The following is a 21,051-nucleotide window of genomic DNA, read 5'->3' as shown; positions in this document are numbered from 1 at the left end:
CTATCACCTAACACCTCAGGAAGCGATTTTATTGCAGCCTCTAAAGCATCTCTGTCGACATCGGCAATGATGGCCTCATCAAATTCCTGCTCTAGCAGACCTTTAAGGGGAATGTCCATTCCTCTTCCACATCCTGGAATAAATACCTTCCCACTGAGACCTCGCGCCCCTAGTAGTATCGCGTCGTGACTTTCTTCGATAGCTTTGGTGAAGAACTGGGGGTCTGTTGTGCCAAAGGTCTTTCCAGGGATGGATTCTGAAGGCAGGCCTTTAGGAGAAAAAGGGTTGAGAATATAGGGATAGCAACGAAGAATGGCGGTTATGCGGGAGTCTGTGAGGCTGAAACTCGGGTCCCTGTAGGCTGTAATATTTGTAGGTACGAGTTTTAGGGTAAATAGTCTTAGGGCAACTTCAAAGGCTGTTTCCCCCTCGACATTGACTTTTGTTGGGTCGGCACCATCGAGAAGAGATCGCCTCAAAGAGTCAACCTTTTCGTCAATAGAGAGATCTTCCTGAAGAAGAATGTCGTGTAATGAATGTTTTGTAGAGAGTCTATCACTACAATAACTGTGGCCTGCCGATGCTGCTGCTGTGGTGGGTTCCATAAGGCCTTCTTGTTTTTGAGGAGATAGCAAATCTTATACTTCGAAAGACAAAAAAACAAGGACAAGATTTTATCTCGGATAAAGAAGGAAAATATTGGCTTTATAGATGTCAAAACTGTCGATGGTCGCCCCGAAGGGACATGTTTCGCGCCTTTCTACATGAAAGAGAGCGTTGATCTCTTCTTCGAGAGCTTCTTCTTCGACGGCAGGAAAGATTTCTGTTGTCCCTTCTTTGTTTACGTCTTTGTAAGCCGTTTCGTACGACAGGCATACCTTGCCGCCAGGAGCGACGAAGTCCCTCATAGCCCGAAGATAACACTTCTCAATATGCAGCTCTAGCTCCGACAGTGTTCTCTCAAGATGTTCGTTATAAATATCCCTATCCGAAATATACTCATACTTATTATACTCATCCCTACCCGTCTCGTCATAATGTTTGTCTAATAGGCAGTTAACATAATGTATAACAGGAGAAAATAGCCTTGTCAATAACATGGAAGATACTATATACGACGGTGGCTTAAGTCCGTCTCTTATTGCCTTAGGAGAAATCTCAATATAACGCTCCAAGATAAAAATTATGTCCTGAATTAAAGTTTTTTTCTGCTGTTGTGTTTTTTTGGGGTTGTCAAGAGTATGACGCAGCTCCTGAAGAATATTGGCCTGAAAGCCCGTGACATCCACCCTTAAAAACTCGAACTTGTGATGTAGACTCGTAGCGATTTTTTTAAGAATCATTGTTTTCGCACGCTTACCTCCAGTGTTTACCACTAATACTTCGCTAAACTGCTCCGCAAGAGACGCGAAAGGAATGTCGTTATAATAATCACATACTACGACAAAAGCCGTGCCTGAAAGGCCTTCAGCACCCCTAATGATAGCTTCATGACTCTTTTTTATCGCAGCTTCGGACATAGTTATAGCGTCGATCTTTAAAACACCGGCGACACGAAAAAATTCAAGATGAAACGGTGAATATTCACTGGGATACGACCGCAAAACCCTTAGCAAAGGAGAATCTTCTTTTATAACATGATCCGACAGCCTGAAAACAGCACGTTTATTGTGAGGATAAGAATCCAAAGCATTGTGAAAAGCAGACTCTCCCCAGTGATTTCCTATCGTAGGGTCGGCGCCTTCAGCTATTAGACTGAAAATTTTAGCAGCCTTTTTTTCTACACTGTCATCACCATATAATATAGTGTCGTGCAACTCTCTCGTTCGAAGGCTTATTATCGGCTGAGAAAGATGCTGTTTTAATAAAGGATCCATATATTAGATGGTGAATATAATGTTCTCAAAATATATCATTCACGGTGAAGAAGCAATAAAAATAATTTGAAAAATGAAAAAGAAGAGAGGCGATTAGTGATATAGAGAAAAAGCTATTGGGGAGAAATGCCCAGGAGAGGACTCGAACCTCCACACCTCGCGGCACCAGATCCTAAATCTGGCGTGTCTACCAATTTCACCACCTGGGCTTGTGTTGAAATGACATTATATGTGATACCGTACTTTTTTTGATAGCGATATATTTCCACATATATCATTTTGACAAACTATTGTCTATCTGTTGATCTTGCTCAATAATTTGTTATGGTATCTGCTCAATAACACCAAGGCAAGGACAGCGCCTAACAAAGCATATGCCATATCGGCCTGAGTGTCCCAAATATATCCTTGCATACTCAAAAAATACTCAGCAGACTCTCCTAACATCAAAGCGAAAACCCACTCTGCAAGCTCATAAAATGCACTTATCGCTAAGCATATACAGACCACAATAAAACTTAACCACTTGCTCTGTTTAAGAGGGGAGGTTCTTATCAGCAATTCCCTTGCGATTATCGCAGGGGCAAAACCTTGAAATAGATGCCCGAACTTATCGTAGTCATTTCTAGTAGAGTTAAAAACCTCTTGTATCCAGTTAAATAACGGAACCTCTGCATAGGTATAATGCGATCCAACCATTAAAACGATGCAATGCAACAAGATTAAGATATATGACAGCTTTGTGAGCTTGAAATATGGAAAAGTGATGGCAATGGCAAAAAATCCTGCCATAGCAGGACCAGCCTCTAAAAACCAGGTAAGCCTATCGTATGGATTTATCGAAGACCATAAAAGTACGATAAAAAATATGGCAACCCATACGAAATAAAATATATTTTCTTTTTTATACATATATTCCCAACCCTCTTTGCTATATCTATATTGGATGTTATTGTTACTTATAGATAATGACATGAAGAATGACAATGACAAACTGATGCTACGCCACTAAAGTGAGAGTAGCGCTTAAGGTCAGTGACAAATTGATGTTGCGTGCTAATCTCGAACCCTAACTTTCACCAATTACCCGAACAACCCTTCGAAGGACTCTTGGCGTTCTTTGCGGTGGGCGTGGTCGGTGAGTTCATTGACATGAAGAGGGACGCCGGTGAGGAATCCTTCGTTAATGAAGGCTATATCGCTGTCGGGGTGCTCTTCTACTTCGAAGTTCTTGCCGTTCATATAATATATGTCACTTTCGGGGCGTTTGTCTTTTTCGACGACCTCAATCCAATATCCTGAACCTTGCCTGGCGAGTTTATATCCACGGGCAGGCGTGCTGGGGATTGTTATATTCAGAAGCGTTCCTTTAGGAAGAGGATGGTCGAGGACATGTTGGACGATAGGGGTGATATGAGGCTCGGCGATGGCATAGTTCGGGTTGTGTATATCAGCGCACGAAAACGCCACACCAGGGATGCCACGGAAGATTCCTTCGATGACGCCACCAATAGTTCCGCTGTATAGACAATTCCTTCCAGAGTTTGGACCACTGTTTATACCGGAAACTATGATGTCAGGAGGGGAGTCAAGAACTTCAGAAAGGGCAAGCTTTACACAGTCGGCAGGAGTGCCACCAACACGCCATGCCTCTACATCGTTGGGCCACTCTACACGTTCTAACGTTACGGGCTTGCGGATAGAGATCCCCATGCCTGCACCAGACTGCTCGACTTTAGGCGCTACGATGACGACATCGCCAAAGTCTTTTAGTCCGTTCCACAGATGCTTCAGCCCTGGGGCGTCGATACCATCGTCGTTAACAAGAAGAATCTTAGGCATAGTACAAAATCTCGCAAGTTGTTATCATAAAAGCAAAATAGTACAGTAAAAGCCATTTTAAGAAAATAGGAACTTTCGATGAAGACAGCAATAACGCCGACGCGCCAAGAAGATTATCCCGAGTGGTACCAGCAGGTTATCAAGGCCGCTGACCTCGCAGAGAACTCTCCCGTAAGAGGATGTATGGTGATAAAACCATGGGGATATGGAATATGGGAGAAGATACAGCAAGAACTTGATAGGCGTATCAAAGCCACCGGACACGAAAATGTGTACTTCCCGCTATTCATACCGCTAAGCTTCCTAGAAAAAGAAGCATCACACGTCGAAGGCTTCGCAAAAGAATGCGCCATAGTAACACACCATCGCCTCGAAGGTAAAGACGGCAAACTCATTCCCGCAGGAGAGCTCGAAGAGCCCCTCGTCGTACGCCCAACATCAGAGACGATAATAGGACACTCCTTCTCGAAATGGATACGCTCACACCGCGACCTGCCAATGCTGATAAATCAATGGGCAAACGTCGTAAGATGGGAGATGCGTACTAGAATGTTCCTAAGAACGATGGAATTCCTATGGCAAGAAGGTCATACCGCACACGCCACAGAAGAAGAAGCCGTCGAAGAGGCAGAGAAAATGCTCGAAGAGTATAGAACCTTCTGCAAAGACTTCCTCGCTATGCCGGTGATATGCGGCGAAAAGACTCCACAAGAGAGGTTCCCCGGTGCCGTGACAACATACGCCATGGAAGCTATGATGCAAGACCGTAAAGCTCTACAAGCTGGCACATCGCATTACCTAGGACAAAACTTCGCTAAAGCCTTCGATATAACATTCTCCGACACCGAAGGCGCACTGAAACACGTATATATGACGTCTTGGGGAGTTGCTACACGTCTCATCGGCGGCGTAATAATGACACATAGCGACGACGACGGACTTCGCCTGCCACCACGCATCGCCCCAAAACAGGTCGTGATAATACCGTTCCTCACAAAAGAAGAGCATAACGAATCGGTAATGAAATATGCTAACGACCTCGCCGATGATATCCGTGCACAAAACTTCCACGGACACGATGTCACCGTCGTCGTCGATGACAGAGATATGCGCGGAGGAGAGAAAAATTGGCACTGGATAAAGAAGGGGATGCCAATACGTATAGAAGTAGGACCTCGTGATATAGAAAATAATAACGTATGTATGGCACGACGCGATAAAGGACATAAAGATAAAGAAATAATAGCTCGCAACGATATCGTCGCTGCTATAGTGCCTACGCTCGACGATATACAGAATACATACCTAGAACAAGCGCTGAAAATGCAAAAAGAGAATTCACGTTCCGATATAGCAGACTTCGAAGAGTTCAAAGCTTTCTTCACACCGAAAAATGCCAATAAACCTGAGCCCCATGGCGGCTTCGTTTATGCAAAATGGTGCGGCGAAGACTCCTGCGAAAATAGATTATCAGACCTTAAGGTGTCGATACGGTGCTTGCCAACAGAACAGTCCGGCAGCGAAGGCACCTGCGTCGTCTGCGGCAAAAAAGCCACCATCGACGCCCTTTACGCAAAATCTTATTAAGAGCATATAGGAATAGCGTATAACTATACGCTATAAAACCCCAAGCCCCTAGCATTTTTCCTTCTTTAAACTTTGGCTTTCCGAGCACTCCGTGGTAGAAATTGGGGTTCAGAGCTTTATTAAACAGTAAATGTCTTTGGTTTCTGCGTAAGGTCAGCTATTACTTGAGAGAGAAATCCGGGTTGAATTCTATCATCATCATTGTTATGTCATCGGATTGTGGCTCTTCATCGGCGAATGCTTTAACGTCGTCATAAATACGCTCTATAAACACCTTAACATTATCATTATGGAACCGATCGGCTTTTTCTAGAAGCCGTGTTTCGGAATATACTTCTCCTTTTGTGTTGAATGCTTCTGTTACGCCGTCGGTATAGAGGTATATTTTATCGCCTTTTTGAAGGGAGATGCTATCGTTTTCATATTGATTGTCGGATTCAATACCTATAGACATGCCATGTTTTAGAGTAAAATATTCTGCAGGCTTATCTTTTCTTATTATTATAGGAGGATTATGTCCTCCGCTAGAATATGAGAGCACGCCGGTTTTGATGTTTAAGATACCCAATAAAACCGTAACAAACATACAGGTTTCATTTTCTTTTGATATCTGAGCATTGACTTTTGTTAAGATCTTGCCGGGGTCGTTTTTCACATTACGTGCTATTGTTTCTATCAAGGTATTACTTACAGCCATGAAAAGCGACGCGGGAACGCCTTTACCCGCCACATCACCGATTACCAAGCAGAGGTTGTCATCGTCTATCATAAAGAAGTTATATAGATCACCGCCAACCTCTTTTGCGGATTTTAGGATAGCATATATATTAAATTCTTTTTTGTCGGGGAATGCAGGAAACAGCATCGGTATCATGCTCATCTGTATCTCATGGGCGATATGCAGCTCGCTCTCTATGCGCTCTTTCGAGATTGCTGTATGTTTCAATGATTCAACGGCAGAATTAAGAGATCTTAATGTTGTATTGAAGATATCTCCAAGCTGTTTAAATTCAGTAGCTCCTTGTGGTTTTATCTGTGCTTTCGTGAGCTTTTTGAGGTCTATTTTTTTCATCGTATTGATGAGCGAGGTGATGGGTGCCGTTAGAGATTTCGAGAAGAAAAAACATAAGAAGATGGCTATGGCTATGATGATAGAGGTAGTAGTAACAATTTTCATAACTAGAGCACTGACGGCGTCGGCGATATCGGCGTTTTTTACTGCAATGGCTGCTTCGATTTCATCGAGATAGAAACCTGTCCCGACGATCCATCCAAGCGGCTCGAAAATCTTGACATACGAGAGTTTCAAAACATCTGGGATAAGAGAGCCATCAGATGTTGGCTTGGGCCATAGGTATTCGACAAAACCATCACCATCACGTTTACAAGCATTTATCATGGCAGTGAAGAGGTTTTTCTCTTCACCGATGGCAGTGTTGTAAGAAGGGTCATCGAGGATAATACCATCGAGATCGGGGAACGACTTGTGCATGACCATTTTCGGATACATAATCATTGTAGGGGCTGGTAGTGTGTCGTCATTTATCCAGAAATAGCCATTTCCGTCGTCGTAGACCATCTTTTGTATAGAGACTATCGCTGCTATTTTTGCTTCGTCGAGAGCATTGTCGATGTAACGCCCTGTGCCGAGAATCCATCCCCATTCTGGAATGCGACGGACATATGTCATTTTGGGTTCGTACGTTTCTCCTAGGCCTTCTTTTAAAGGCTTCGGCCAGTTATATACTGTATACCCTTCGAGGGTTTCTTCGGTGATCGTTGTGAACGATGTTATCAGATAAGCGAGTTGATCATATTGATCATATAGAGGGCTACTGATATGTACGCTTTCGAGATGCGGAAGAAGAGGGTGCATTAGTAGCATCGCATTGTTGAAGTCGCTCTGCTGAACCCATACGTAGTCGTTATAGTCATAGCGTATACGACGTATTGTTTCGAATACATTGTGCTGTGCTTCTTCGAGAGAGATCTCGCCGGATGTATAACGCTCGTTCTGGTAGTCGATGATAGAAGAGCAGATGTCGATGACGTTCTTCAGTCGTGTGCCGTATTGTTTCTTCAGAAACTCGAAATCTTGTGAGTTTTCATAGTTGATTCTGATGGTCTCATAGGCAATGTCGACGAGACTTTTAAGGTCGCGCTTTTTTTTTGCCATCTCTTCGAAGCGAAACTGCTCGATGTCAGCACCGCCCTTATTTTTTATGGAAATAACTGCAATAGACAAGGAAATAATGGCAGAAAATAATACTATACCTAATGTCGTCAATAAAATTTGTGTGCGTATTTTCATATGATGGCCTCAAAAAAACGTTTAACTTATATGATTAATGGGGAGCGCTTTTTATCATATATTTATAGCGGACAGGTGATTTCTATCCGCTAAACTCTATAACTATCCGCTATTTAATGGTAAACACTTTACCATTAACAGTGTCGATACACAGTTCTGTCATCGTCTTTTTAGGATATTTTATCGCATATCCTATGAAGAAGTATGAAAAGACGAGAAAGGCTACCAATAAAACTATTCTAATAACAAACATTAGTATCCCGTCCGTATCATGGCGTCGACGACAGCTTCGCTGATTTCCCATTCATTAAGTTTTATGATATCATTAGTGCTTAGGTTGAAGACGCTCTTCGAAGCATATATATGGTCGATGATGATCTTATCGCTGACATTAGCGTCGGATAGAGCTTTGATGTCATAGACAGAAAGCTGCTGTTGGTTGTCGAGACGCGACAGCGTCTGTGGGTTTCTGTTTTCGAGGATCATACGTTCTTGATCGTCGAGCTCTGATCCTATGATACTACCAACTAGTGCGCCGATAGCACCACCGATGAGGGCGCCTTCGCCGTCGTCGATAAGAGCGCCGGTTCCTGCCCCGATAGCCGCTCCTGTAAGCGTCCCTGTTTGCTGCCTCGTTTCACATCCTGAACAAAAAACAAGCGCTACTGCCGATAATAATCCTACTGCTAAATATTTTTTCATCTTCTTTCTCCTGCGTAGATGATAAAGTTTCACATATATCACAACACCCTACACCAAAGACATCATGATAAGCAAATATTTTTTTCACTGATAACTGGTCACTGGTCACTGGTCACTGATCCAGCCATTCATTTGTGAGGTTGAAAAGATCGATGACGACGTCTTTCTTATGCGTCTGTATATGTGTGGTGTCGGTGTTTACTATGTCTTTGGGCTCTGGCGCGAGGTCTTGTAGTTTCTCGGCGGCGGAGGAGGGGATTTTAAGGTCTCCGTTGCCGTTGACTATCAAGAATTCTCCATGCATCCGTTGTACGTGGTATCCAGGCTCGACCTTGTTGAAGATCATTGTCGCTGCCATTGCTAGCGGACCTCTGAAAAACCAATAACCAGGGACGATATTGTAGAAGATATTGCAAAGGCCTGCACCGCCGTAAGCGATGACTCCTGGGCCGAGCTCCTGACCCTGGACGTTGGCGAGGTGGTACGTCGCTGGCGTCATGATGGCTCCAGCACTTATCCCTATTATCGCTGTAGGCTTGCCGTCGGACCACTCCTGCTTCCGCACCCACTGTGCTATCGTCACAACCTGCTGTGGGGTGTCGTAAGCACCGCGACGTACTGAAGGGACGTGCAGTGCTCCACGTATTTCCCTCATAAGCTTGAAGTCAGGAGGGTATTCGTAAGAGATAAGAGCTTTGTCGCCATGGTCGGGGACGGCCTCAAGGCCGAGCTTTCCCGTCCCTAAGCCCGCCATTATGATGAGACACTGCAAGCCATCACTCGGAACTTCGACAGGGAGGCTTACGGTGAACGCTGCCGTTCCGCCGGCGTCGCCGACATCAAGGACAATATCGCGGAAGACTCTAGGGCCTACGTCGTCGTTAGTTTCGTAGACGTCTTCGGAGATGACCTTGCCGTCGATGATGCCGTGGTCGAAAGATGCAACAGGGCCGCTCTTGCCGGGAGGCATGCAGCCGCAGGCTAAAAACAGTAAAGCTGTACAATACGATAATATTCTCATCCCCACAACATAGCCTTTTTTTGAAAATTGCGATACAAAAATATTTATTGTTTCTTTTGCACTAAAATCATCACCTCTGATATCCCTAGAAGAACAACAAATGGGAGGTGGGGAATGTCAGGAGCATTAGGAGCATTAGGAGCATTAAATAGATTACAAAGTTTTTTTAGCACAACAAGAGAGCCCGACCTTGAAATGGGGGAAGGTGTTCAAGCAGATCAGGTAGGAACTTTGCAAGTTCATGAGAGCTCAAGGAGTGTTATATTTTTCAGCAACAAATCTAAATGTTTTGATATATCGCTCTTGGTGGTAGGTGCTGTAACTGGTATATTCGGATTATTATCAGGTCATAATTTTGTTATGATATTGGGTTCTGTGACAGTCTTAATAGCAGGTGCGAAAGTATATGGTTCTCATATCATAGATGAAGATCGAAAAACGGTGATAAGGGATTATAATTTTACGGTGGGTCTCGAAGGCGCCGCTGATGCCGTAGGAGATGCCGCCGATAGAGTAGACAAAGAGACAGATGAGCTTGTAGTCGCTTCCGATGCCGTAGAAGACGCCGCCAATAGAGTAGACAAAGAGACGGATGAGCTTGTAGTCGCTTCCGATGCCGTAGAAGGTGCCGCCGTGAAAGTAGATAAAGAGACAGATGAGCTTGTAGTCGCTTCCGATAAACTTCAAGAGCAGATAGAAAGCATGGAGTCGAGGATCTCCGATAGGGAGGCGAAGCTTCAAGAACAAGAAGCGGAAATTGCTTCTAAACGACAAGAGCTTGAGGGCTTTCAGAAGCAGGCATTAGAGGGATCGAAAGAAAGAGAACAACAGTTTTCAAAGATGTTGTGTACGATAAATGCAAAGGAAGAAGCGCTACAAAAAGAAAGAGCAGATTTTAATGTTTATGTTGCTGAACAGAGAGCGGGCATTGATAACGAAAGGAAAAGCCTCGCTTCCCAAAGAGAACAGTTTGCAGCTTTACAACAAACGGTTTTCGCGGATCTCATGAATCGTCAGCAGCCTGGTCAGCAGACTGCTGCAACAGTTAAATAATTTTACCTATTCCAGAGGTCGAAAGCTTTGCATAGCTTTTCGGTCATCTTAGCTTCTGTGAGGGTGTCAGGGAAGTCTTTCGCGATTTCTTTGACGACCAGCTTCTCTATGGCCTTGTGGCTTGAAAGTGCATGACGGAGCTCCCCGAGGAACTGCGGAGGAGCTACGAGGGCAAATTCTTCGAAAGTGCTGTAGCTACTGAGCTCTTTGGCAAGCTGTTTCGCCCATACCTGCTCCTGATGACGGTGAGGGCTGACAGAACGCTCTTTGCTGTGTGTCGCTGTACCACTGCTAGAATGTCCGCGGCCTTGCTTGTCAGCATTGATATCACCAGGATGTGCACGGCCGAGTTCATTAGATAACGACTTGATCTTATTTATCTTCTTCCCTAGACCTTCGACTTCAAAAAAATGTGCACTGCTGCTGTTCGCCACCAAAATCAATAACGTCTTCATGTTTTTCATAATCTGTGCTCCTTTTTAATTGTTATACAACGATACCATCGCATCATAACACAATTTCCGTCAAGAAAATGCGGCGATGCTGCATTTTCATTGAGCATTGAACATTGAGCATTGAGCAATGATGATTTTGCTATCCGCTAAACGCTATAACTATCCGCTAGTTTTAGTGCGAGCGAGGATCATCTTGGCTTTGTGGATGCCCAAAGCCCTTACATAGTACCACGCCGTATATTCTATGACTTCTTCAGGCGATAAATCGCCAGGAACTCCCAAAAAATCACGCTTGCGGCGCGTGAGGTCGTATAGACTCAATGCCGCAGAAACAGAAAGGTTGAAACTTTCTACCATGCCGTACATCGGAATCCTATAACGGATATCACACAAAGCACGAGCTTCTTCGGAAAGACCAATACTTTCATTGCCAAAAAGAAGGCATATAGGCTTGTCGACGGGAAGATCTTCTAGCGTTACGTCGCCGTCGACGCAAGCCCCCGCGATTATCAGACCACGTGATGCCGAGGAGAAGGCCTCGAGAGAAGGGTGACGGTAGCATTCCGCCCAGCGGTCGGTGCCCTGCATGGTCTTTTTCCCTGAGGTTCTCTTCCGTATTATCGGATTTATTATATGGACGGTATTGACACCTAGTGCTTCGGCGGAGCGAACTACTGCCAGGGCATTATGGATGTCGTAAGGTTCTTCTATGGCGACGTGTATAGAAGACATCCTATTTTCTATCGTTCCGGCGATACGCTTTATGCGTTCTTCGGTGAAGCACGGCGACAGTGCCCTTATTATATCCTCGGCAGTATAATTTTCGATAAGGGAGTCGAAGATGTTTCTGTGCGTTGTTATGTCGTGGACCATAATATTGTATTATCCGTCAATGTTTTGATAATGGCCAGCTTCCATATGATGATGGCGAAGACAGACTGAAGAAAGGCATTCTAAGCAAATCAGATATCGATGGTGTTCTTGCGAAAAGAGAATCGATGACGTCGAGAAGAGCTTCGCATATTCTTTTGTGCTTTTTAACACGACCATGAATTTCACTGTCGAGAACAGCGGCGTGTGTGTGTTCATAGAGATCTTCTAGAGATAATTCTTCAGGATATGTACATTCCTTTCCAGAGATAAGAGCGGCGAAAATTTTACCTGCCATGATAAGAGTGTTATTTTGTGGGGTGACGTAGACTTCTTTTGGTAAAAGAGCTCGGCGCTCATCGGAAGAAGAGCTTGCCTTGGCAACGAGAGGTCCAAATTCATCGAAGAGGCAGAGTTTTATTGTAGAGCGTCGATCATCGACGACATAAAGAAGGTTGTCGACGTCGATCTCTCGGAATATTACGAACCCTGCAGAGTTGATGTGTTGTATGCCTTTGAGGAGCTGTCTCAAGGCGTGACGTAGCTTTTCTAGGGATATCCTGCCGGGCTCCGGCGATGCCAATGCCTTTCGTATATCAACGCTTTGGACATCTTCGAGCAAGAGATAGAAATTGTCTCTGTCTTCTTTAAAATCTATGAGACTCACCAGAGAAGAATATTCTACTGTACTGAGGTCTTTTAAAAGATTGCGCATAGGTTTTACGGGATGCCTCTTAGGAAGAACCTTTATAGCGCAATGTTTGTTATAATAGTCGCGGCGTAATACGCGGAAATCGGCGTATGCTTTGTTGGCAACAATATCCGTGATGACATGCTCTTTGAAGAGCTCTTCTATGGTTGCCTTTTCTTGTCTTATTCTTCTTTGTTCTTGTTTTTTTCTTCTCTTTTCATAAAAAGCTTTCGCTTTTTCTTGAACTCCATCGTCTTCTTTTAGAAACCGTTCTACAGACAAACTTCTCGATACAGCTTTTCTCGTTGTTTTGTCGGACTCGAGCAGCGGCGTTGGTGTTTTACAAGACGCTGGCGATTGTGGTGATAAAGTAGTAGCTGTCGGCGGCGGAGCTGTAATGCCAGAAGCTGATATCTGAGGTGATGACATATTAAATCCCTCCTATGTTTTCAGCGATGGTATCCAAAAAAACAAAAAAAAACAAGAGGACTTTTCAGTTATCAGTGACCAGTGACCAATGCTTTTAATAGCGTATAGTTATAGCGGATAGCGTAGAGTTATAATTCACCATTTATTGTTCACGGTTCACCAATCAGAAATGGGGGTCTGGGGGAGAATTCCCCAGCCAGACTCCTTCTTTAAACTTTTGTTCTCCGTGCACTCCGTGGCTCCGTGGTAGAAAAATCCTATTCCGAACCCCGAAATTATTGATCATTGAGCATTGATTCTAGTTTTTGCCAGCGGGAAAATGCCTGATCGAGATCTTCCTGGGCCTTGGCGAGAGCGTCGCATGCCTCTTTAAGCTTTATGCCGTCGCTTGCGATAGCAGGATCCTCAGTAGCCTTGGTGAGAGTGGCGATGTTTTTCTCGATGGTGACGATCTTATCTTCCATGTCGGCAAGCTCGCGCTTCTCACGGTATGACAAAGACGGCTTTTTTGTCTTTTTACGCTGCGGAAGCTGCTGGCGGCGTTCTTTGGCGCGCTGACGACGTAGCTCTTTACGCCACAACAACCACGAGGCAGTGTCGTTGAATGCGTTGCCATCGACGGCGATGAGTCTGTCGGCGACGCGGTCCATCATGGCACGGTCGTGTGTTATCATTATTACCGCGCCGGGGAAGTCGTCGAGGCCTTCTTCGAGGATCTCTAGGGTGTCGATGTCGAGGTCATTGGTGGGTTCGTCGAGGAAAAGGACGTCGGCGGGCTTTATCATAAGACGTGCGATTATTACACGAGCGCGTTCTCCACCGGAAAGCTCCGACATCGGAAGTTCTAGGCGGTCTTTTGTGAAAAGAAACCTTTCACACCAACCCTCGACGTGGATGTTCTTGCCGCGATACTGTATCATGTCGCCTGCCGGCGCTAGGCCACGACGCAGAGAAAGCGATAGGTCGAGTTTCTCCCTATGCTGGTCGAAGAAGAAGATGTCGAGGTCGTTTGCACATTTAACAGTGCCGCTGTCGCTGTCGAGCTCTCCGGCGAGGATCTTCATAAGAGTAGATTTCCCACTGCCATTCTCTCCGACGATGCCAAGCCTGTCGCCACGGAGGATGTCGATGTCTAGGCCAGAAAACAGACGATTGCTACCGTATGCCTTGCTGAGGTTCTTTGCGGTGACGAGCTTACGAGTAAGCCTACCAGAATGTTCTACGGAGATCTTTGCCTTCTTATCGATGTTACGACGCTTTATACAGGAAAATTCCTGCTGGAGCTTCGCGGCCTCCTGGATGCGCGACCGTGACTTCGTAGTACGCGCTTTTGGCGTCTGCCTAAGCCACTCTTCTTCACGACGCAACTTCGAACGCAGGCTGCTCTCCTGGCGCTTTTGTGCCTTGAGGAACCCTGCACGGCGTTCCATAAACTCAGCATAAGCATCGTCTACAATGAAAAGACCTCCAGGGTATATGGTGCTGATCTCCCACGTCCTGGAACATACAGTGTCGAGGAAAACCCTGTCGTGGCTGGTGACGACAAACGTCATCGACGACTGCCGAAGGAAACCCTCCAGCCATAAGATACTCTCGATATCAAGATGGTTCGTCGGCTCGTCGAGAAGAATGACGTCAGGCTCCGCGACGAGAACCCTGGCGATGGTAAGACGACGCTTCCACCCGCCAGAAAGATCGTTGGCGTTGATGGCGATGTCAGAGAAGCCTAGCTCGCCAAGGACCTTGCGGACGCGAGAATAACGCTCGTGGTCGTCGAGGTGCGACACACCCACAGCGGCATCAGCGACGACATCTTCGACGCTACCGTCGAATTCCTCGACATTCTGAGGGACATAGCCGACGCGTAGGCCTTTGTTGGTGATGATGACACCATCGTCGGGGTTCTCGGCGCCACAAAGAAGCTTGAGGAATGTCGACTTGCCCGTACCATTAGGGCCGATGAGACCTATCCTGTCTCCAGAGAATATCGTCGCAGAAATGTCGCTGAAAAGATCGCGAGAACCGTATCCTTTGCTGATGTTTTGACAGTCAATGAGAGGTGTCATGATGATTTCGTTGGCAGAGTTTTTTCTTGCTGGTATGTCTTAAAAGTCATGACAACATTGTATATTATGATAGCAAATAACATCCAGTGTAATGCTATAGGGTTGGAATACGCCACGAAAGGTGCGGAGATAAGGACGCCGATAATTCCAGGGACTACAAGGAAAAGTGTCTCGCCTAAAGCTATCTCCTTCTTGGTGACGAAAGTTAAAGCCGTTAGCGACTGTACAAGGACGCCTACAGTAGTCATGATGGGAAAAGCGACTAGTGGCGATAGACCAAGGAAGAAGAGTACAACTTGCGTTGGAGCGTATATCCCTACGCCTATGGCAGGGAGCATCCCAACAAAAAACATGGCAATAGCACCGATAAAGAGCATCTTACCGTGTAAGGCAATAGCATTGCCGCCGATAGGTAAAAGATTCAGCTGGTTGCTTAACACAAGCATGGCGATGCCAGAAAATCCTACGACCATAACAAGGCGTAGAGTCTGCTTGTTGAGCTTCGTCACTATGAGGCCACTGAAAAAGCCACCAGCACATGACGTCACGACGAGAACGACTAACGTCATAACGTCTATCTCTATGAACTTCAAGAAAAATAACGACTGTACCATGGCAGCCATTACGCTGAAGCCATTAAGAGTTCCAGGGAGCTTCTTGTCGTCGATAAGAGCCCAGTGTTTGTCAAAAGCGATAAAGACGGCAAAGCTTCCTATGCCAAGAGTGTCGGCAATACAGGCAATAAACCCAGAAATAGCAAGGCGTAGCTTGTTGGAGACCTTGACGAGAGAGCCTTCGCTCTTACGAAAAGAAAAGATAATGCTCGCCAAAACGGTAAGCGCTACGACGACGACGATAAACTTTATGATTAAAATCATGAGATATCCTGTTATACCTGTGATTGCGACCTATCTTTCCTTTAGCGCCATAGAGTTAGGTAAGATGGCTCAGTGCGCGACAAGCGAATAGTTGTAACTATTCGCAAGGAGCAAAATGAACCAGATTGCCTGACTCTATGGATGCTATAGGGAACAGGGCATTTTTTTCTTTCTAAGAAGCTCGAACAAAAAACATACTCTCATAAAGATAAATGTCTTAAGCCCTTGCTATTCCTTGTTTTTTTTATTTACCCGCTTGTTATTATTTGGCTTCACCATATATCTTTTTCCAGCAGCACATCTACTTTGCTTCTATCCTCGCGAATGTTTTAACATTCGCTCGTCTTTCACCTTCGTATCTGTACCACTGCAAAAACCCTATGGCAAAGGATAGGTCGCAATCACAGGTTATACCTTAATAATTAAAACATTATACTTATTTTTTTTATATTATACAACAGAAAATAAAACCCTGCCGTATACCCGAAAATAGTAGTAAAAAATTGAAAAAGGGTGCATATTTAAAATAAATGCGGCAATGACGCATAGTTCAGAGTTTTGAGTTTATATAGTTATAGTTTACCATTCAGAAAGGGGGTCTGGGGGAAATTTCCCCAGCAGGTCCTATTTCCTCTCTGTGTTCTCCGTGCCTCTGTGGTGAAAAATCCTATTCCGAACTCCGAACTCTGAACCCCGAACTATTTATTAAGGAGAAAAAAGATGAAACTAAAAATTATTGCTATTTTTGTACTTATCATTGTCGCTGTTGTAGTTTTTCTGCGTACACAACAATATAGCCCCGCTACCGAAGCAAGCATCAAAGAAAAAGTCACTAAGGATCTTGTAGATTCAGCATATGCATATCAAGATGCTATGGAAGCATATTTTAATGTCGAGATAGGAAAAAGAGAGTGGGCGCTGAAGATGAACCTCCGCGAGGCATACATTAAATGCGATGCCACCCACGACGATATCGTCGAATATGTCGATGGATATGGTAAAGAACTCGACAGAAAACTCAGAGAATGGAACCTCAAAATCGAGAAGGGACTTCTAGAACGTAAAGACCCTACCGTTTCGCTAGAAGATTTCGCCGAGAGGGCAGAAGAATATGTCGTAGCACACTACGAAGCTACAACGCTGCCAGAATACGACGAATATGTTATAACGCACAACACCTTCAAAGAGATCGTTATAAGTCTTATGGAAGCCGGAAGGACAACGGAAGAGATCCTTCAAAACCTCGAAGATGGTAACATCACCAACAAGCGTGTACTCTCACGGATAGAGTACTGGCAGAAAAAAGCTCTTTGATAGCTTAACTGGCCTTACGCGCGACTCTCACTTTAGTGGTGTAGCGCGTAAGGTCAGAGCTTAACTGAAGCTATTAATTATTTCGATAGCTGTTGAGGAAGACGGCTGCAGCCTGCGATACGTTGAGAGAGTCGATATTCCCCAACATAGGAATATATACGCGGAAGTCGGCGTTCTTACTAATAATAGGCTGTATGCCCTTGCCTTCAGAGCCTAAAACTAGCAAGGTCTTGTCAGGGAAATCGAAGCCGTAGAGCGACGACGATTCTTCTCCAGCCTCGGCACATACCACCCAAAAATCTTCTTTTTTGAAGGCCCTAATAGTCTCGGCAAGATTCGATACCTTGGCGATATCAACGAGCTCAGAAGCGCCAGCGCTAGTCTTCGTAGCAACAGGGGTGATGTCGGTGCCGCGGTTCTTGGAATATATGACAAGATCGACACCAAAACATTCACAAGAACGTAATATCGCTCCCAAATTCTGCGGGTCGTAGATAGAGTCAAGCATGACAACAAGGTTCTTATCAGCATCGCGAGAGCTCACCAAAAAATCCTTGAGAGCCGGTTGCCCACGCTCTTTGACGGCAGCAACGTATGACTGGTGAGAATCAGAATTCACCAAAGACCCAAGATCGCGCTTGGGGACCTCTTTGACGCGAATCTTTTTCTTGATAAGCTCACGATATAAAGCATCGTCGGACTTCTGCGATGTATATACCTCAACAATGCGAGAAGGGGACGCCCTCAGGACTTCGGAGATGCAGTTCTTCCCCATGATAAGACGAAAATTCTTTCTCATGCTTTCGAGCTCTTATAAAACACACCTGAAGCAATAGCCAATACGATAATATTCATGATAGAGACCATGGTAAGACCGCCGATAAAACCGTCTATGATAAGAAAAACCAATCCTATAGCATAACACGCTATAAAAGGTTTCTTGATCTCTTTGATGACTGGCTGCGTATATTGTACAAGCCATGCGACGATAATAAATCCTAAACCAATAAATGATAACATAAGACTGCTCCTTGTTTTAGTGCATTTATATACATTTTATCACGAAATTTGTTTTTGTCGATTAAATTATTTCGTCGTATTGTCGTTAAACATGCCACGTGCTATTTTTAAATAGCGTTTGTAAAAAACAATACAACGAAATCAGACATTAAAAAATTAAAAAATGAGGTTTAATAATGAAAAAAATTGCTATCCTAATCGCAGGAGTGACCCTTGTGCTTACGGCGTCAACGCCTTTGATGTCAGCATTAATTAGAAGTGATTTCGACGATGAAACATATGATGAAATAACTGAAACCGAAGTTTCAGATCACGACGGATACCAAAAGATCGAAAATGTTGCACAGTATAAGGATGCCAACTGGAACAACGTAGTATGTAGCGTAAGCAATATATCGTTATCAGAAGCATTCGATATTGCTGATGGTAACCCAGTAATAACATATTTCTTCTACACTAAAGGATATAAAATGGTCCTTGAAACAAAAGATGGTGGATATCGACTTTTTCGCCATGGCGACACCGTATTCTTCACAGGAAGCCCATGGTGGGGATCTGCTCCAGGGCTCGCCGACGGATATGTTAAGCTGTAATTCATGAATATAACAGCTATGATTAAAGAAGAGAGCTAAAATAAGAGCTCCTAATTCTGCAATCATCAATCAGTATTCTGCATTAAACTTGGGGGCGGTTGGACAGGCTCAGAACTTTTGATTGGGGGCTCTGGAAGTCAGCCTCTCTCGGGTAGGATTTTTAGACTGTCTTCTTATTCGGTATAAAAGGATTAAATAGAGGCGGTTAAATTTATTTAATGGTAGAATTGTTAATGTTATCTTTACAACAGGATTGAACTACGATGAAGCAACGTATGCCACAAAAAAACTCGATTAGAATAGATGAGATCGATCTCAAATTAGAAGAATCAGAGAGCGTGCTGTCTGAGAAAATTGCGGAGATCCTAGGTATTTCTCGATGCGAAATTATTGATTATGTGGTAGTAAAGCGTGCCGTTGATTCGCGAGACAAAAGAAAAATACAGTTCGTTTATTCTGTAGACGTGAAATTGTCTGATCCCGAAAAGTATTTTTCAGAAATACTGCTGAGAGACAAGGGGAAAGTTCTTAGGCATCGCGTACGACTGCAACCTCCCTATGAATATGAAATAAAAGAAGTTTTGTTCGATAAAAACAAATCGCGCCCAGTTGTTATTGGTACTGGACCAAGTGGTTTGTTTGCGGGCTTGCTTTTGGCAAAAGCAGGATTGAAGCCTATTGTGGTTGAGCAAGGGAAAAAGGTGGAAGAGCGTGTTAAAGATGTGAATAAATTTTTTACTACTGGAAAGCTGAATGTAAAATCAAATGTGCAATTTGGCGAGGGAGGAGCAGGGACTTTTTCTGATGGGAAGTTACATACGGTGATAAACAATCCTAGGAAAAAGTTCGTCTTCGAGGAATTGATTGAGGCAGGCGCTTCACCGGAAATTGGAATCGATGCCCAGCCGCATATTGGGACAGATAAGTTACGCGAAGTTGTTAAAAATATCAGAGAGAAAATAATAGAACTGGGCGGAGAAGTTCGCTTTGAAACGTGTCTGACAGATATAGAAATCAGAGACGAAAAAGTGGTGGCTGCAGTTTTTAACGGCAACGAAAAGATTTTGGTTGATGACCTTATTTTGGCTATAGGACACTCGGCGAGAGATACATATCAGATGCTTTATGATAATAAATTGGCAATGGAAGCCAAACCTTTCTCTATGGGAGTGAGAATCGAGCATACTGCCGAAATGATAAATCGCGCTCAATATGGTGATTTTTACAGACATCCTAAGCTGCCAACGGCTAGGTATCGACTGGCGGTTCACCTGGAAAACAAACGTTCTGTATATTCCTTCTGTATGTGCCCAGGAGGGACTGTAGTGGCTGCGGCTTCTGAAGAAGGGCGATTAGTAACAAATGGGATGAGCGAAAAAGCTCAAGACGGTAAAAACTCCAATAGCGCTCTTCTGGTGGGCGTCTCGCCGAGTGATTTTGAATCAGAGCATCCTTTGGCAGGCATAAAATTTCAGCGTTATTGGGAAGAAAAGGCCTATCAAGCTGGAGGTGGGAATTATAAGGCCCCAACACAACTAGTAGGGGATTTTTTAGAGAATAGACCTTCGGTAAGATTTAAAAATATTTCGTCAACATATAAACCAGGAACAACATTGACTACTTTAAATGGTTGTTTGCCTGATTATATTCTCGCCAGCTTGAGAGAAGCCTTGCCAATTTTTAGCCGAAAAGTAAAAGGCTTCGCTAATCCTGAAGCGGTTTTGGTAGGCATAGAAACACGCAGCTCTTCTCCGGTTAGAATTGTCCGTGATGAAAATTTCCAGTCCAATATAAAGGGAATATATCCAGCGGGAGAAGGCGCTGGTTATGCCGGTGGTATTATTTCTGCTGCCATTGATGGTTTAAAGGTAGCCGAAACTGTCATTATGAATCACGGGTAATAGAGCCATTTTAGTAGAATAGGCTCTATTGATGAGGGGTTACAAATACTTTCCTTTTATAATTAGTCGGATATTGTGCTATAATAACAATGAATCATCACAAGATGTGTTGATTCTATCGGCAGCACTTGAAAATATGTCGATAAAACTAATATTTTTTACCATTACAGAGAGAAATAAAGATGTCAAAATCGAAAGGTACAGTCAAGTTTTTTAACGATCAGAAAGGTTTCGGATTCATCACTCCTGACGACGGAGGGAAGGATCTATTCGTTCATGTCAATGGCCTTGAAGGAGGCGCGCAGTCTCTAAGCGAAGGACAAAAGGTCGAATACGTTGAAGGACCAGGTCGTAAAGGCCCAGAAGCTACAGAAGTAGTGGGTTTATAATACAACTTTTTGGAGTCATAATGGGGTCAGGACGGATATTCGGACATTTGAA

The 21,051-nt window shown here is 44.2% G+C and carries 20 protein-coding genes and 1 tRNA gene; 6 read left to right on the top strand and 15 right to left on the bottom strand.

All coding sequences use genetic code 11. The features are described from left to right. The 5 genes from HN980_04095 to surE all read right to left on the bottom strand — a co-directional run. Positions 1-605: hypothetical protein (locus HN980_04095; GenBank protein MBT6928657.1), on the bottom strand; the 605-nt coding region annotated here is incomplete at its 3' end. Positions 606-674: 69 nt separating this feature from the next. After that, a complete protein-coding gene (locus tag HN980_04090) occupies positions 675-1,877 on the bottom strand; it encodes a hypothetical protein (protein ID MBT6928656.1) in 1,203 nt (400 codons plus the stop codon). 127 nt (positions 1,878-2,004) lie between these two features. Beyond that, positions 2,005-2,086 (bottom strand) — tRNA-Leu (locus tag HN980_04085). Between the two features lie 85 nt (positions 2,087-2,171). Next, the gene (locus tag HN980_04080; GenBank protein MBT6928655.1) at positions 2,172-2,789 is read right to left on the bottom strand and encodes a DUF2238 domain-containing protein; all 618 of its coding nucleotides are present in this window, start codon (positions 2,787-2,789) and stop codon (positions 2,172-2,174) included. Between the two features lie 171 nt (positions 2,790-2,960). Further along, positions 2,961-3,719, bottom strand: coding sequence for a 5'/3'-nucleotidase SurE (gene surE, locus HN980_04075; GenBank protein ID MBT6928654.1), 759 nt, complete (start codon positions 3,717-3,719; stop codon positions 2,961-2,963). Between the two features lie 78 nt (positions 3,720-3,797). On the opposite strand from surE, the gene HN980_04070 reads away from it, so the two are divergent. Continuing rightward, the gene (locus HN980_04070) at positions 3,798-5,306 is read left to right on the top strand and encodes a proline--tRNA ligase (GenBank protein MBT6928653.1); all 1,509 of its coding nucleotides are present in this window, start codon (positions 3,798-3,800) and stop codon (positions 5,304-5,306) included. Positions 5,307-5,466: 160 nt separating this feature from the next. Here HN980_04070 and HN980_04065 read toward each other — a convergent pair whose 3' ends face one another. The 3 genes from HN980_04065 to HN980_04055 all read right to left on the bottom strand — a co-directional run bounded on the left by HN980_04065 (position 5,467) and on the right by HN980_04055 (position 9,340). Continuing rightward, complete coding sequence (locus HN980_04065) at positions 5,467-7,617, bottom strand: SpoIIE family protein phosphatase (GenBank protein ID MBT6928652.1); 2,151 nt, start codon at positions 7,615-7,617, stop codon at positions 5,467-5,469. Between the two features lie 252 nt (positions 7,618-7,869). Beyond that, positions 7,870-8,319, bottom strand: coding sequence for a glycine zipper 2TM domain-containing protein (locus tag HN980_04060; GenBank protein ID MBT6928651.1), 450 nt, complete (start codon positions 8,317-8,319; stop codon positions 7,870-7,872). Between the two features lie 112 nt (positions 8,320-8,431). After that, positions 8,432-9,340 (bottom strand): hypothetical protein, encoded by a 909-nt coding sequence (locus HN980_04055; GenBank protein ID MBT6928650.1) that lies wholly within the window; start codon positions 9,338-9,340, stop codon positions 8,432-8,434. A 360-nt stretch (positions 9,341-9,700) separates the two neighbouring features. Between HN980_04055 and HN980_04050 the strand changes: the two genes are divergently transcribed. Next, positions 9,701-10,393: a hypothetical protein gene (locus HN980_04050; protein MBT6928649.1), complete on the top strand. Its 693-nt coding sequence runs from the start codon at positions 9,701-9,703 to the stop codon at positions 10,391-10,393. Positions 10,394-10,395: 2 nt separating this feature from the next. On the opposite strand, the gene HN980_04045 is transcribed toward HN980_04050, so the two are convergent. From HN980_04045 to HN980_04025, 5 genes are all read right to left on the bottom strand, one after another. After that, positions 10,396-10,857 (bottom strand): host attachment protein, encoded by a 462-nt coding sequence (locus tag HN980_04045; GenBank protein MBT6928648.1) that lies wholly within the window; start codon positions 10,855-10,857, stop codon positions 10,396-10,398. Between the two features lie 150 nt (positions 10,858-11,007). Continuing rightward, complete coding sequence (locus HN980_04040) at positions 11,008-11,721, bottom strand: RNA methyltransferase (GenBank protein ID MBT6928647.1); 714 nt, start codon at positions 11,719-11,721, stop codon at positions 11,008-11,010. A gap of 16 nt (positions 11,722-11,737) precedes the next feature. Then, on the bottom strand, positions 11,738-12,838 hold the full coding sequence (locus HN980_04035; protein ID MBT6928646.1) for a protein kinase family protein: 1,101 nt from the start codon (positions 12,836-12,838) through the stop codon (positions 11,738-11,740). 275 nt (positions 12,839-13,113) lie between these two features. Next, the gene (locus tag HN980_04030) at positions 13,114-14,904 is read right to left on the bottom strand and encodes an ABC-F family ATP-binding cassette domain-containing protein (GenBank protein MBT6928645.1); all 1,791 of its coding nucleotides are present in this window, start codon (positions 14,902-14,904) and stop codon (positions 13,114-13,116) included. Next, complete coding sequence (locus HN980_04025) at positions 14,901-15,782, bottom strand: sulfite exporter TauE/SafE family protein (protein ID MBT6928644.1); 882 nt, start codon at positions 15,780-15,782, stop codon at positions 14,901-14,903. Before HN980_04025 ends, HN980_04030 begins: the two co-directional genes overlap by 4 nt. Positions 15,783-16,502: 720 nt before the next feature. Here HN980_04025 and HN980_04020 point away from each other — a divergent pair. Continuing rightward, positions 16,503-17,096 (top strand): hypothetical protein, encoded by a 594-nt coding sequence (locus tag HN980_04020; GenBank protein MBT6928643.1) that lies wholly within the window; start codon positions 16,503-16,505, stop codon positions 17,094-17,096. A gap of 73 nt (positions 17,097-17,169) precedes the next feature. On the opposite strand, the gene rlmB is transcribed toward HN980_04020, so the two are convergent. Both rlmB and HN980_04010 read right to left on the bottom strand, forming a co-directional pair. Then, on the bottom strand, positions 17,170-17,895 hold the full coding sequence (gene rlmB / locus HN980_04015) for a 23S rRNA (guanosine(2251)-2'-O)-methyltransferase RlmB (GenBank protein MBT6928642.1): 726 nt from the start codon (positions 17,893-17,895) through the stop codon (positions 17,170-17,172). Then, on the bottom strand, positions 17,892-18,116 hold the full coding sequence (locus HN980_04010; GenBank protein MBT6928641.1) for a hypothetical protein: 225 nt from the start codon (positions 18,114-18,116) through the stop codon (positions 17,892-17,894). Before HN980_04010 ends, rlmB begins: the two co-directional genes overlap by 4 nt. A 176-nt stretch (positions 18,117-18,292) precedes the next feature. On the opposite strand from HN980_04010, the gene HN980_04005 reads away from it, so the two are divergent. From HN980_04005 to HN980_03995, 3 genes are all read left to right on the top strand, one after another. Beyond that, entirely contained in the window at positions 18,293-18,709 is a 417-nt protein-coding gene (locus HN980_04005) for a hypothetical protein (GenBank protein MBT6928640.1), read from the top strand. A 275-nt stretch (positions 18,710-18,984) separates the two neighbouring features. After that, positions 18,985-20,610, top strand: a complete 1,626-nt coding sequence (locus HN980_04000) for a hypothetical protein (GenBank protein ID MBT6928639.1) — start codon at positions 18,985-18,987, stop codon at positions 20,608-20,610. A gap of 182 nt (positions 20,611-20,792) precedes the next feature. Continuing rightward, positions 20,793-20,999: a cold-shock protein gene (locus HN980_03995; protein ID MBT6928638.1), complete on the top strand. Its 207-nt coding sequence runs from the start codon at positions 20,793-20,795 to the stop codon at positions 20,997-20,999. The last annotated feature ends 52 nt before the right edge of the window (positions 21,000-21,051 follow it).

The sequence above is a fragment of the Waddliaceae bacterium genome, assembly GCA_018694295.1.
Lineage (GTDB): Bacteria > Chlamydiota > Chlamydiia > Chlamydiales > JABHNK01 > JABHNK01.
Note: the sequence above shows the minus strand (reverse complement) of the source record. Positions and strands in the feature narration are given on the sequence as shown.